The following is a 13,160-nucleotide window of genomic DNA, read 5'->3' as shown; positions in this document are numbered from 1 at the left end:
TTCCTACCGGATATCTAGTGACCACCGCCACTCCATGCGTCAAAGAGTTGCGCGTATCTCCCACCTGCCGCGATGAGCTCGGCGTGGGTGCCGTCCTCAATGATGCGACCGGCGTCCATGACCAGGATCCGGTCCGCGGCTGCCGCCTGGTCGAGGCGGTGCGCCACCACCAGCGCCGTGGTGTCCGCGGTAATCCTCGCGGCGGCGTCCTCTAGCGCGTTGGTGGCGTCGCTGCCAGCTTCTGCCGTCGCCTCGTCCAGGATGAGGACCTTCGGGCCCGAGAGCGCCACGCGCGCGAGCGCGAGCTGCTGCTCTACCTCCGGGGGTAGGTCCTCCGCACCCGCGCCGACGGCGGTGTCCAGCCCTTTCGGGAACAGGCGCGCGAACTGGGTGCCTTCCGGGTCGAGCCCGACGCTGGTCAGCGCCCGGTATAGGTCCGTGTCGGTCGCGCCTTGTGCGGCCATCGAGAGGTCCTCGCGCAGAGTGCCGGCGAACAGGTGGACATCCTGGGTGAGCAAGGTGACGTTCTTCGCGGTCCACGTGTCGCTGACCTGCGAGGTATCTACTGCGCCTACCCGGATGCTGCCATCTGTGGGCTCCACCAGCCCGGCGATGAGCGCGGCGAGCGTGGACTTGCCGGCGCCCGAAGTCCCCACCAGCGCGGTAGTTGTTCCCGCCTTGAGCGTGACGGAGAGGTCTTCCAGCACGTTGGCACCGCCTGGGTACGCGAAGGAGACGTGGTCCACTTCCACATTCACGGGCGCTTCCAGGTCCTCCGGCACCGCTGTGGCACCTCGTCCGTCCGCAAGCTTGGCCAGGCTCACCGCGCGGCCCACGGCGGTGGCCGCACCTTGCAGTTCCCCGACGAAGAACAGGGCGTTGAACACCATGACTTCGGCGCGGATCACCATGAACACCGCTGCGCTCGCCTGGCCCGGGGTAACAGCGCCGGTCGAGGCGAGCCAGGCACCCACACCGAGGGTGAGCAGCACCCACGCGGCGAAAGCCACCTGGCCGATGCCCATGAGCCTGATGAACCAAGGCACGCGGTCCATCTCCGCCTCCACCGCGCCCCACGAGGTCCGCCGCATCCGGGCCAGCGCCCAGCGCTCCAAATCGAAGGCGCGCAGCGTGGGCAGGCCCCGGACGGTATCCAGCAGCACCGCGTTGCGACGCGCCTCCGCCACACTCACGGCGTTGGAGGCAGCCGGGATCGCGCGCACCACCTCGCGGGCAAACGGGTAGGTGCAGACGCAGATCAATAGCAGGATCCCGGCGAAGCGGACGTCGATAAGCAAAAGCCCGATAAACGTGATCGGAAAGACGAACACGGTGGTGAGCACTCGCGAGCCGATGGCGGTGATGGTTTGGACGACGTCGTCGATGTCCTTGGTCATGCGGGTGATGACGTTGCCGGTGCCGAGCTCCATCACCCGCGGCACGGGTGCGCGCAGGATCGCGTCGAGGCAGCGACGGCGCAAGTCGATGGACGCGCGGGCGACCTTGAGGCCCACCACGTAGTTACCGAGGGCGCGCAGGAACATCTCGACGAGCATGCAGGCCAACGCCAGTCCAACAGTCCACACAAAGGCGCGGGTGCCGGTGCCCAGTAGCGGCACCTCGCCTCCGGTGAGCGGGTCGACGCTGCGCCCGAACAGGTTCGACTGCGTGGTGTACACGGCGACGATGAGCGCCTGGATGAGCAGCAGACCCACCCACCAGCGTCTGTCCAGCGCGTTGGGCAGCGCCGAGAGGTACGCGAAGGTCTCCTTCACACTTGCGGGTGCGACCGCGTCTGTGCGTGCGTAATCGCGCTCCATCTACGCCACCTCCAATGCGGATCCGGCGTGCTGCCACGCCGTGTTCCCGGTGATCACCACGGTCGTTTTGTCCGCCCTGAGCGCGGCTACGGCTTCCACGACATCCGCCTGGGTCACGGAATCGAGCCCCGTGGTTGGGTCGTCCAGGATGAGCACGTCCGGGTCGGCGGCAAGTGCCCTGGCGAGCGCGACGCGCTGACGCTGCCCGCCGGAGAGGTTCAGGCCGGCCTCCCCAAGCGGCGCGTCCGGCAACTCGCCGTTTTCGCCTATGCCGCCGAGCCTGCGGAGAATGTCCTGGCAGTGGGCGGCGGCGAGCGCTTGTTTCACCGCTTCTTCCGGCACATCCCCGCGCGGATTCACGTTGTCCGCGATGGTGCCTTCAAACACGTTGACGGTGTGCGGCGGGAACAGGACATCGCCGCGCTGCGCCCACGCGGCGGCTGTGGCGTAGGAGCGCTCCGCCGGCTCGAGGATCCACAGCCCCGCGCCTGGGACCGGGGTGTCTGTCGGCTCAGGCCCCGCGGTGTCGTCGCCCGCGTGGTGCAACTGCTCGATTCGCTGACCGCTCGCGACGGCCCTGCCCCACCCGCTGGCTAAGTCGCCGAACGCGAAGCCCGCCATGTTCAGCGCCGGCGGCACCAACAGTGCCACGGACGTCAGCTGCCCCGGGGTGATCTCCCCGCGCAGCGTCATCCACGCGCTGAAGCCCACGATGGCAAGGTTGCACAGCCACGCCACGCAGAATCTGGCAAAACCGAGCCACACCTCCACGCGTAGGTGGGTGAGCATCAACTGCTTCGCCTTCGCCGTTTCCGAGTGAAAACGTGTTGCCACGGTTGCGCCCGCGCCGAGGCCTTTGACGGTGCGGATGCCTTGCGACGCATCCGTGGCCAAGCCAGCAACATCAGCCTCCGCCGCACGCCGCTTGAGCGACACCCGTGTCACCGGACCGGCAGTCCACGCCGCAAACAACGCGATGACAAGCGCGCTTACGGGAATGCTGAGCGAGACCCACGGACTCACCGTCCACATCGCCACCATTGCGCCCGCGGCGTAGCCGATGGCCATCAGCGGAAACGACAGCAGCTCGCGGTAGCGGCCAATAGTGTTCGCGTCGGCGTCGATGGTGTTGAGCACTGTGCCAGGACTCATCGCCCCCGCACCGCGGCGCAGCACGCCCGAGGACAGGTGTTGCTGCGCGTTGTGGGTGACACGGCGGACGGAAGCGGAGGCCAAGCCGTCGCCGGTGGCCTCGCCGATGAACTGGAGGATGAAGATGCCGACCAGCACCGCGAAAAGCCACCACGCGTTGAAGGTGCTCTCGCCCACCAGGCCGTCGACGATCATGCCCACCACCACCGGCACAAACGCGGCGATTCCGGTGCCGAGAAGGTAGCTGACAATGTGCAGTGCCAACACACCCGGATATGCGCCGACCATGTCCCTGACCACGCGGTTTCCACTATTCCAGCGTGACGGGTGGAGACGGTTCGGGTCGTCCGCTGGTGGGGCGGGCGGGACGAACCAGCTGTACGTCTTCATTCTGCGCGGCGGTGGGATCATTCTGGAAAATCTAGCAAATTTTCAGCCTTGTACTGGCGATTTGGCGGTTCAATCGCCCCGCCCTATAGTTATGCGAGTGCCCAGCCGAGAGGCTGAAAACACCCTAAGCCCGGGTGGCGGAATGGCAGACGCGCTAGCTTGAGGTGCTAGTGTCCTATTAACGGACGTGGGGGTTCAAGTCCCCCTCCGGGCACCACCGGAAAACCCCGTCGCAGATCTTGTGGCGGGGTGATTTTAATTTTTTCCGGCCGACAGCTACGTCCAGCCGGCCCCGTTCATCGAGCCGATCGATCCCCCCACCGAGACCATCCGTGCCCGGATGCTCAATCTCGAGGTGCCGGTCCAGCGCCACAACGAACACAAACCCGAGCGCGGCGAGCGCAAGAAGCACCGCCAGCAGGTGGTACTCCGAAATGGACCCTTGCGCTAACGGTCCCACGATGCTCATTTTTGCTCATCCGGCATCATCACCTTTGTCTCTGCGGCCGCCCGACGGTTCTCGGTTCCGCGGTTGAGCAACACCACCAGCAGGAAAAACGCAACAGCGAAGGCGATTACCACTGCGGCCCAGATGTACCCGAACAGCCGGGTTTCCCAAAGTAGGTGGGCCACATGAACCATGAGTTTGTGTGGCGCAGCGACCAACACGACGGCGAGCACCACCGCGGCAATGTACGGCCACGGCTTGCTGGAACGCGCAGTGAGATACGCCCAGGACATGGCCAGGAAGGAGACGGCGGGTCCGTATATCCCGATGACGATTGCATAGCCGGCGGGCTCCCCTTTCAGTATTGGGAGGATCCAGGGTGTCACGACTGCCACAACTACGAACCCGCAGGACGCCGCGGTTCGCGCGGCGCCGCCCGTCGATGCCCGCGCAGCCGCTATGCACCCGACTACGAGAGCGCTGCCGTAAAACACCAGTGACAGCACCATCGGCCCGTAGGTCACTCCGATTCCAAGGAATGTCAATGCCAGGGAAAGTAAAAACAGGCCGACGGACGATGTGTTGCGTTGATTTAAGCTCATGAGCCCCCCTCCTCAAGTTGGTTCCAGGCTACAGCCCGGTGGAAGATGGCGTGGTGAATCGTTTGCGGAAGGCACCCCGGTACCGGATAGCACTCATCGTTGCGGCCGGCGCGTTGTTCGTCGCAGCATGGATGCTTCTCGACGTCCCCCCGCTTTCGACCTTGCGCACCTGGTCCGATCAGACCGGTGCCTGGTTCCCTGTTCTGTTCTGGCTGCTGTACGTGCTGATCACCCAGTTCCCCATCCCGCGGACCCTGATGACGGTTTCCGCCGGCATCCTGTTCGGCACCGCCCGCGGGATCCTCATTGCGCTGACAGCGACGACGGTCAGCGCAGTCATCTCGCTGCTCATCGTCCGTACGCTGTTGCGAGATTGGGTGGAGCCGCGCCTGACGCACCCGGCCGTGGAGAACATCAACCGGCGCCTCGAGGAACGTGGGTGGTTGGCGATCTTGAGCTTGCGCATGATCGCGGCCGTGCCGTTTTCCATCATGAACTACGCCGCCGCGATCACCCGGGTACCGGTGCTGCCGTTCGCGCTCGCGACGTTGGTGGGTTCCGCCCCGGGCACGATCCTGGTCACTCTGTTCGGCGACACGCTCACGGGCGATGCGGACCCGGTGTTCGTGGCCATCATGGCGGTGCTCGCCGTCGTCGGCGTCGCTGGGCTGGTGCTGGACGCTCGCATGCCGACCCGCTCACCTGATCGTCTAGCAACCACTGATCCCCGCTAGACGAACAGCCCACTATCGACACTCGCATTCAATATCACCTGGGAAAATGTCGAGCTCAATTCCGAATCGTCTAGCAGACTGAAGCAAACCGCTAGACGATCCGGCTGTAGGGCTCGGCCCCACTGGTTACGTGTCGCAGTCAAGCCCCAAGGGTAGACAGGGGTACGCTACGGCCCATGATTGCCGTGCATGCGAGGTACCGGGGCCGCGAGAAGGCCCGCGCCACCGTGGTGGAGCGCTCCGCAGAGGCGCTGAGTTCCCTGCCCGGTGTCGCAGGCTTCGAAGTGCTCGGGGTGGAAGACATCCGCTCGCAAGTCGCGGACGCGGAGGCTGCGCTGAACCTGATTATGGCGCTGCTTTCGGACGGTAACTGGGCCATCGGACTCGGTATCGCCGACGGCACCGGCCGCAGCGCACCGAGCGACGCTGCTGCCACGGCGACTACTGCAGTCGGGACGAGGGCGGGTCAGGTGCGGGTGATCGTCGATAGGCAAGATGCGACGACTGAAGCCGCGGACATCGCGGCGACCTTCGCGCTGATGTCGCACGTGCTGCACAAGCGCACCTACGAGGGGCGCGAGGCGACGTCGCTGGTGCGACGCGGCATGAATCAAAATGAGGCCGCCGCAACCCTGGGCATCTCCAAACAGGCGATGAGCCAGCGGTTGCAGGCGGCCGGGTGGCCCGCGGAGCAGGCCGGGTGGCAGCTAGCGCTGAATTTGATTACTCGGGCTGCTGGTCAGGGCGAGTAACGGGACGGGAGACCGGCTCGGGCTGCGCCTCCGGTTGGAAGGTCTGCTCAAAACCGGCCTGCTGCGGCTCGCCCGTGGTGATCTCGCGGCGGGTCGCGCCGCTGGGTTCCGGCTTCATCGAATCCTGTGTCGAATCCTGGGTCGGATCCGGGTCATCTACGTGCTTGTTGGCCACCGCACGCGCCTCGGCGAGTGCCTTCGCCAGCTCCGGGTCGGTGGAGGTGTCGAACCAGCGGTCGGTGTTGCCGGACTCCGCGAGTTCGCGGTCCTGATCGGTCGGCGTCTCCGCCTCGTAGCGGAACACACCGTCGTCGTCCTTGTCGGCGAACGCGCGGGCGAACTGCTGCAGCGAATCGCCGAACTGGGACGGGATCATCCACATCGTCGCCGCGTCGTTGTTGGCGATCTTCGGCAGCTGCTCCAGGTACTGGTACGCCAGGAGCTCCGGGGTGACGCCGGAGGACTTGATGGCAGCGTTGACCTTCTGGATCGCGCGGGCCTCACCCTGCGCAGCCAGGTACTTGGCGGCTCGCTCACCCTCGGCGCGCAACATCATCGCCTGGCGCTCCGCCTCCGCGTTGAGAATCGCGGCGTGCTTCTCGCCCTCCGCGGAGAGGATGCGGGCCTGCTTTTCACCCTCTGCGGTTTTGATGTCGGACTCGCGCTTACCCTCGGCCGTGAGAATCATGGCACGCTTCTCGCGGTCCGCCTTCATCTGCATCTCCATGGACTGCTGGATGGACGGCGGCGGATCAATCGCCTTGAGCTCCACACGGCTAATGCGCAGGCCCCACTTCGCGGTGGCCGCGTCCAGTTCGCCGCGCAAACGGCGGTTGATGGTCTCGCGCGAGGTCAGCGTCTCTTCAAGCGTCATGCCGCCGACGACGTCGCGGAGCGTGGCCACAGAAATCTGCTCCACGCCGACCAGGTAGTTGTCTACGCCGTAGATGGCCTTAGCCGGGTCGTTGATCTGGAACGTGACCACCGTGTCGATCGCCACAGTCAGGTTGTCCTGCGTGATCACGGCCTGCGGCGGGAAGGACACCACGCGCTCACGAGTGTCCACGCGCTGACGCACGCGGTCGATATAGGGCACGAGGAACGTCAGCCCGCCGGATGCGGTACGGGTGTAGCGGCCGAGGCGTTCAATAACCGCCGCTTCACCTTGCGGGATCAGCTTGATTGACGCGGTGAGAATTGCCACCACCAGCGCGATGATGACGAAGAATGTGATAAACCCTCCCATTTAGGGCTCCTTCCACACGACAGCGACGGGGCCGTCAATATCGTAAACGGTCACGCGGGATCCCGCCGGGATGGTTTCCGCCGAGTCGAGGCTGCGGGCGGACCACAGGGAGCCGTCGAAACGCACCTGGCCCTCGCCGCCAACGATGTCCTCGACGACCTCTGCCGTGCTGCCGACCAGCGCCCGCGGCGAATCGTCCAACACCAGCGGCTTTTCCATGCGCCGGCGCAGCGGCGGACGCAGGAAGAACCAGAACAGAGCGGAAGACACGGCGAACACAGCGACTTCCGCCCACATTGGCACACCAGCCAACGCGACAAGCGCCGTGGTGAGCGCACCTGCGCCGAGCATGAGCAGCGTCAGCTCGCCCACAGTCAATTCCAGAAGCGCCAGCAGCGCCGCAGCTAAAAACCAAAGCAAAGGTCCCACGTGACGTACCTTACATGTGTTCTAGAGATCGTTTTTGGATAATTCTGGGTTGGTGACGAAGTCCACCAACCGCTCGACTGCGCCGATGAGCGTGGAATCCAGGTCCCGGAAGGTGCTCACCGACGACGATACGCGCCGCCACCCTTCCTTCGGGTCCGACCACCCCAGGCGGCGGCACACCCCGGTCTTCCAATCCTCACCGTAGGGCACCTCCGGCCACGCGGGAATACCCACGCTAGACGGCTTCACCGCAGCCCAGATGTCAACGTATGGGTGGCCGGTGACCAGCACGTGCGGGCCGACGTGCTCCACCAGCCGGGACTCCTTCGTGCCCTCGATCAGGTGGTCCGCCAGCACCCCGATGCGCCGGCCCGGTCCGGGCTGGAACTCGTCCAGACGCTCCTGCAGGTTGTCCAGGCCTTCCAGATACTCAACCACCACGCCCTCGACGCGGAGGTCGTGGCCCCACACCTGCTCCACAATCGCGGCGTCGTGGATGCCTTCCACCCAAATACGCGACGGCATTGCCACCTTGGCCTTGACGTTTTCCACCTTCCGGGAGCCGGAGTTGGACCGCTTCGGCCCGTCGTCGCGCGGCGCCACGTAGCGGGTCAGTGTCACGCGCTGGCCCTCCACCATGAACGCGCCGGGCAGCATCTTGAACAGGCGCTGGGTGCCGTAGCGGTCCTCCAGGCGCACGAAGTCGCCGTCGTAGGTCCGTTCGAAACCGACCACCGCGCCGACGAAGTCGTTTCCCACGATCTCCACGATGATGCCGGGTTCCGCCGGCATCTCCGGGTAGCTCGGGCGCTTGTTCCGCGCGTGTCCGCTGAAAATGTCTCCGCTGTACCGGCTATCTCGCATAATGCGTCCGCATTGTATCGGCCCCGTTACACTGGCCCGGATGCACACGCGCGCCGAAGTCTATTCACCCCTGCAAAACACCGCCGTCTGGCTGGCGGCGTGGCTCTACAACGTCGAATCCTCCGACGACACCGTCGACGCGCTCACGGATCTCGGAGGTGCGCATTCGTACGGCAGCCTGCCTATGGCGCATTTGCTTCACGACGTCCGCTCCGCCGCCGACCTCACCACCCCCGGCCCCGCAATCAGACTCATCCTCTGGGGTCCGGGCCAGGCACCGCGGCTGCGGGCCGGCTCCCCTGCGATGGAAGCGCTGACCCAGGCCGGAGCGCTGGTGGTGCGCGGGGCAGGGATGCACCACATTCTGGTGCCGGAATACTCGGGCAGCGGGGTGAATTGGCGCTGGTTCGAAGACCCGGAGCCGCTGCCGGAGCCGGAGTGGCTCTCCCCCGGCGAGGCGGACCAGCTGCTCTCCCGCGCCACCGACCAGGCGGCCGTGCTGATCGAGGCAGCCGGCGGCACCCGAAAGGATCTGCCCAACCCGCGGCTGGCAGTGGGCACGCTCGCGGACTTCTACGACACCCCGGGGCTTCCCGCCGGTGTGACCCCGCGCGCTGCGAAACTCTTTGCGCGCGCAGACAGGGTGGCTGCCACGATTGAGACGGTCACCGACCGCCTGGACGACCACTCCTTCGACCCGCAGCTGTTCGCGCTCTGGCGCCACGTGCGCTCCGCCCGCATGGCTGGTGTGGCGGATGCGGTGGTGGACTACCAGCGCGAGTGGGCGCGCTAGCGGCCCGGCCGCTTCACCGGGGCGCAGCAGCCCTCCTTGCACGGCGCGCCATTCACGGTGCAGCCCTGCACCGTAACCGCAGACAAGGTCTTAGGCTTGACTTCCGTGCCGACAGCCTCGGCGATGTCGACCACCATGCCGGCGAACGCGCGCTCGAGGCCGACGGTCGGGGTGCGCGTCAGGGAAACCCCCATCTCCTCGCACGCTTGCTTCAGCTCGGTGTCGAGGTCCCAGACCACCTCCATGTGGTCAGTGATAAAACCGAGAGGCACGCAGATGAGGTGCTCCATCCCCTCGCGCTGAAGCTCCTGGGCGCGGTCCACCACGTCCGGCTCCAGCCACGGCGTCGCCGGGTTGCCGGAGCGCGACTGCCACACCACCTCGTAGCTATCTACGCCGGCCTGCTTTGCGACGAGCTTCGCCGCCTCCGCAACCTGCCTCGAGTACAGGTGCTGATCTGCCGGGCCGCCGGAGTTCTCGTCCGCTGCGGTGGGCACGCTGTGCGCGGTGAACAGCACGCGCGTATCGCCGGTTGCCTTCTCCACGGCCGCGCGCAAACCCTCTGCCACGAGCTCGACGAATGTCGGGTGCCCGTAGAACTGCCAGAGCTTGGTGTAGGTGATCTCCGGCGTGACCTCACGGATTCGTTGGATGTCCTCGTCGTACTGCCGGCAGGCGGAGTACCCGCCCCAGGCACTGGTGGCGAAGACGAGGACGTTCCTGTGGCCGTCGTCAAGCAACTGCTTCGCAGTATCCGCGGCGAACGGGCGCCAGTTGCGATTGCCGAAGTAGACAGGCAAGTCAATGTCGCGGCTCGCAAGCTCAGCCTCGATGTTGGCGATGAGCTCGCGGTTTTGCCCGTTGATGGGGCTGACGCCGCCGAAGTGGAAGTAGTGCTCGCCAACCTGTGCCAGCCGCTCGCGCGGGATGCCGCGCCCGCGAGTGACGTTCTCAAGAAAAGGAATAACCTCGTCCTCCCCCTCGGGGCCGCCGAAGGAAAGGACGAGGAGTGCGTCGTAGTCGTTGAGAGCCATGCCCCCGAGTTTATCCCGCTAGAGCAGGCGCACCGCGTTCGGAGCCATGCCGGACCAACGCACCGGAGCAATGGTGACGTTCTGGCCGGACTGCGGCGCCTCGATCATGGTGCCGTCGCCGAGGTAGATGGCCACGTGCTGGTTGCCGCCCGGGCCCCAGAACAGCAGGTCGCCGCGTTGAGCCTCGCTCGCCGGGATCTGGGTGCCACGCTGGTACTGGTACCCGGTGTAGTGCGGCAGCGCCACGCCGGCCGCCGCAAACGCGTAGAGCACCAAGCCGGAGCAGTCGAAGCCGGACACCGAACCGCCGTTCACGCCGGTGGTCGGGCCGTTGGCGTCGCCACCGCCCCACACGTACGGGGTGCCAATCTGGGACTGCGCACGCGCGATCACAGCCTCCACCTGGGAGGAATCCGACACCGCGGCTACAGACTTCTGCGACTTCGCAGAGACGTCGGCGGCGGTCTCGACCTCCGGCAGCACCGCAGAGAGGGAATCAGTAGAGTCCGCAGTTTCCGTGGTGTCGGAAGTTTGCTCGACCGTGCCGAGTGCACCGTTGAGACCGTCCGCGAAAGCGGTGACCAACTCGACGGCATCCGTGTTGGAATTGTCGAAGGAGCCGTGGTTGGCCGCCACGCCGCCGACCATCGCGATTCCGGCCGCGACAGCGCCGACCTTGGCGATCGTGTCGCTGTCCAGCGCCGGCAGGCCGGCCTGGGAAGACAGCGCCGCAATATCGCTATCCGACGACGTCTGCGCCACGGTGCGCACCGCATCGACCACGGTTTCACGGCTGGGCTCGGGCGCCTCCGGGGCGTCGTTGGACACGCGCTGGCGCACCAAGTCCACGACCTCTTCCGGCACCTCGTAGGTGGTGTCGCCCTTGGACACGGTCAGCGTGGCCGCGTACGGGTCGGCAGCGATGGCGCCCTCGGGCTCGGCTGCGGCGGTGTCTGGGGTTTCAGGCTGCGCCTGGTCAGACTGGTCCTGGTTGGTTTGGGTCTTGTCGGTTTGGGCCGGACGCTGCTGATCCAGTTCCTTCTGAGCAGTATCCAGCTGGGACTGGGCGGCGTCGCGTTCTGCGACGGATGCTTCGAGGGCGGCGCGGTTGGCGTCGAGAAGCTCTCGCGCGCTCGCCTCGGCCTGCTTCGCCTCGGCCTCGGAAGCGTCGGCAAGCTCGCTGGCCTGGCGAAGCGTGGCCTCCTCATTAGCCGCCTCGGCGCGGGCCTGCTCGGCTTCAGCAAGCTTCGCGCGCTTCTCCTCCGAGCGCTGGCGAAGGAAAAGCGAGCGATCCAGCACGTCGCGCTGGGTGTCTTTGCCGCTGACGGCGACGAGCGCGTCACTCGGGCTGGCGCCGCGGTACTGCGAGCGGCTCAGATCATCAAGCTCGGCGCGCAGGGCGTCGACACGCTCCTGCGCCTCGTTGAGACGGCGCTTCGCCTCATCCTTGCCGCGACGAGCCTGCTCGGCCTTGACCTGGGCATCGTGCAGGTCCACCAGCGACTGGTTGACGGACTCCTGCAGGCCGCCGAGGTCCAAGTTGAGCGCGTCGACGTCGGCCTGCGCGCGGGACACAGCGGTCACAAGCTCGCTCATTCCGGAGGCGGAACTCTGACCATTGGCGGCCGGGCTGACTAGGCCCGCCACCAAAGAAATGGTTGCGGCACACGCGGTGGCGCCGAGCACATTTCGCGCACGGCCAAACCGGGTGCCCCTTTGTGGATTAGCCACGAAGGTGCTCCTCACACCGCCCGTCGCGCACACTTCAACAGCGCTCGGGCAATCAAGAAAACCCGAGGATTCAAAGCGCATGCGAAAACCGTGACTAGCGGTTCCACGAGCGGTCTAGATGTTGACTACTGACGCGGCAGCGCGAATCGCGACTGGCACAGCGGTGCCCTGGAACCTGGTACTCGGCGTGCTTCCCCACATGCCCGAACCTTCGCGGACGCTTGACTAGAGCGCCCTGACGGTGCCATTGCGTTGCGTGTGACAACCATCGACCCGCGAGCCGATACGGGAACCATACGTCAAGGCAACAAACTTGTATCCCTTTTGTTACAAACAATCTCCCGAGTCAAGCCTGTTCACATGATTCCCACTCGTCTCACCAGCATGAACTTCGGCTTGCGTGCGTTACGTGACTTTTGTCACACCGTCGGCTGGACGCTCGTAAAAGTTGACCAAGCTGTTGGAATCGTGGAATCTGACCTGCGGGTTTTCGGGCCGCTCGTCAACTTTTACGAGCGAGGAAGTCAAGCTCCCAGGCTTGTCGACGCCTAGTACACGCGGCGGGCGGAAAACGCCGCTGCCGCGGCAACCGCGGCAAGCACCAACACAACGACCGCCACGGTCAGCGGCCAGTTCACCGAGAACGCGTTGGCGGCGTCGGCGAAGGCGTGGACGCCGACAACATAGTCCGGCTCGGCGATCATGGTTCGCTCCCCGCGCTCCACCTGCGCGCGGGTCAAAGAGTCGCTCACCCCGACGGCGACGTGCGGGGTACGTACCAGAACCGTGTCCAAACCAGTCTGGGCGGCTGCATCCTGCGCCAGGTCGCGCAGGTCCGCAATAACTGGCGGTGTTTGCTCGAGCACAATCATCCCCACCGGAGCGAAAGCGTCGGTGTTGGCGTCGGCAAGAGCGGCCTCGAGGGCCGGCCCCAGCTCCGCGTTGACGGGATTGTCGGTGCCGAACGCTACAGGGGACGATGCAAGCTGGGAGGCGAGCTCTTCGAGCGTGGCTTCGGTCTGCATTGGCGTCTCTCCTCGGGCTGCCCGACGATCCAGGTGGTCGATTTTGGAGTCTAACGGTGGGGACCGTTGGTGCGCCGATAGGCGCAATGCGAAAACATAACGCACGTACTGTTAGTATGGGCGCGGAACTATGGAAGGTC

General features: G+C 65.7%; 13 protein-coding genes and 1 tRNA gene. 4 read left to right on the top strand and 10 right to left on the bottom strand.

The window, feature by feature from the left end; translation table 11 throughout:
* Window positions 1-14: 14 nt before the first annotated feature.
* The gene (locus tag NUW87_RS01445; protein ID WP_269026946.1) at window positions 15-1,820 is read right to left on the bottom strand and encodes an ABC transporter ATP-binding protein; all 1,806 of its coding nucleotides are present in this window, start codon (window positions 1,818-1,820) and stop codon (window positions 15-17) included.
* The gene (gene tetA, locus NUW87_RS01440) at window positions 1,821-3,383 is read right to left on the bottom strand and encodes a tetracycline efflux ABC transporter TetAB subunit A (protein WP_369127936.1); all 1,563 of its coding nucleotides are present in this window, start codon (window positions 3,381-3,383) and stop codon (window positions 1,821-1,823) included.
* Window positions 3,384-3,490: 107 nt separating this feature from the next.
* Here tetA and NUW87_RS01435 point away from each other — a divergent pair.
* Window positions 3,491-3,579 (top strand) — tRNA-Leu (locus NUW87_RS01435).
* Here NUW87_RS01435 and NUW87_RS01430 read toward each other — a convergent pair.
* The gene (locus NUW87_RS01430) at window positions 3,541-3,831 is read right to left on the bottom strand and encodes a hypothetical protein (protein WP_269026945.1); all 291 of its coding nucleotides are present in this window, start codon (window positions 3,829-3,831) and stop codon (window positions 3,541-3,543) included. The genes NUW87_RS01435 and NUW87_RS01430 overlap by 39 nt on opposite strands.
* Window positions 3,828-4,412, bottom strand: a complete 585-nt coding sequence (locus tag NUW87_RS01425) for a hypothetical protein (protein WP_269026944.1) — start codon at window positions 4,410-4,412, stop codon at window positions 3,828-3,830. Before NUW87_RS01425 ends, NUW87_RS01430 begins: the two co-directional genes overlap by 4 nt.
* A 131-nt stretch (window positions 4,413-4,543) precedes the next feature.
* On the opposite strand from NUW87_RS01425, the gene NUW87_RS01420 reads away from it, so the two are divergent.
* Window positions 4,544-5,146 (top strand): TVP38/TMEM64 family protein, encoded by a 603-nt coding sequence (locus NUW87_RS01420; RefSeq protein WP_269027022.1) that lies wholly within the window; start codon window positions 4,544-4,546, stop codon window positions 5,144-5,146.
* Between the two features lie 176 nt (window positions 5,147-5,322).
* Entirely contained in the window at window positions 5,323-5,898 is a 576-nt protein-coding gene (locus tag NUW87_RS01415; protein ID WP_269026943.1) for a MarR family transcriptional regulator, read from the top strand.
* On the opposite strand, the gene NUW87_RS01410 is transcribed toward NUW87_RS01415, so the two are convergent.
* Genes NUW87_RS01410 through NUW87_RS01400 form a run of 3 tightly spaced genes read right to left on the bottom strand, consistent with a single transcriptional unit; the run spans window position 5,870 to window position 8,437 of the window.
* Window positions 5,870-7,144 (bottom strand): SPFH domain-containing protein, encoded by a 1,275-nt coding sequence (locus tag NUW87_RS01410; protein ID WP_269026942.1) that lies wholly within the window; start codon window positions 7,142-7,144, stop codon window positions 5,870-5,872. The two genes, NUW87_RS01415 and NUW87_RS01410, sit on opposite strands and share 29 nt — an antisense overlap.
* Window positions 7,145-7,573 (bottom strand): NfeD family protein, encoded by a 429-nt coding sequence (locus NUW87_RS01405; protein WP_269026941.1) that lies wholly within the window; start codon window positions 7,571-7,573, stop codon window positions 7,145-7,147.
* 21 nt (window positions 7,574-7,594) lie between these two features.
* Window positions 7,595-8,437, bottom strand: coding sequence for a DUF3097 domain-containing protein (locus tag NUW87_RS01400; RefSeq protein WP_269026940.1), 843 nt, complete (start codon window positions 8,435-8,437; stop codon window positions 7,595-7,597).
* A 40-nt stretch (window positions 8,438-8,477) separates the two neighbouring features.
* Between NUW87_RS01400 and NUW87_RS01395 the strand changes: the two genes are divergently transcribed.
* The gene (locus NUW87_RS01395) at window positions 8,478-9,230 is read left to right on the top strand and encodes an Rv1486c family protein (protein WP_269026939.1); all 753 of its coding nucleotides are present in this window, start codon (window positions 8,478-8,480) and stop codon (window positions 9,228-9,230) included.
* Here the strand turns inward: NUW87_RS01395 and NUW87_RS01390 are convergent.
* The 3 genes from NUW87_RS01390 to NUW87_RS01380 form a co-directional block, all read right to left on the bottom strand.
* A complete protein-coding gene (locus NUW87_RS01390) occupies window positions 9,227-10,264 on the bottom strand; it encodes a ferrochelatase (protein ID WP_269026938.1) in 1,038 nt (345 codons plus the stop codon). The two genes, NUW87_RS01395 and NUW87_RS01390, sit on opposite strands and share 4 nt — an antisense overlap.
* An 18-nt stretch (window positions 10,265-10,282) precedes the next feature.
* Window positions 10,283-11,995 carry a DIP1281 family NlpC/P60 protein gene (locus tag NUW87_RS01385; RefSeq protein WP_269026937.1) on the bottom strand — a complete coding sequence of 571 codons (1,713 nt, stop codon included), beginning with the start codon at window positions 11,993-11,995 and terminating at the stop codon, window positions 10,283-10,285.
* Between the two features lie 548 nt (window positions 11,996-12,543).
* Window positions 12,544-13,020 carry an Rv1476 family membrane protein gene (locus tag NUW87_RS01380; RefSeq protein WP_269026936.1) on the bottom strand — a complete coding sequence of 159 codons (477 nt, stop codon included), beginning with the start codon at window positions 13,018-13,020 and terminating at the stop codon, window positions 12,544-12,546.
* Window positions 13,021-13,160: the final 140 nt, after the last annotated feature.

The sequence above is a fragment of the Corynebacterium pilbarense genome, assembly GCF_026930265.1.
GTDB classification, from domain to species: Bacteria; Actinomycetota; Actinomycetes; order Mycobacteriales; family Mycobacteriaceae; genus Corynebacterium; species Corynebacterium pilbarense.
This window is presented reverse-complemented; position numbering and strand designations above follow the sequence as displayed.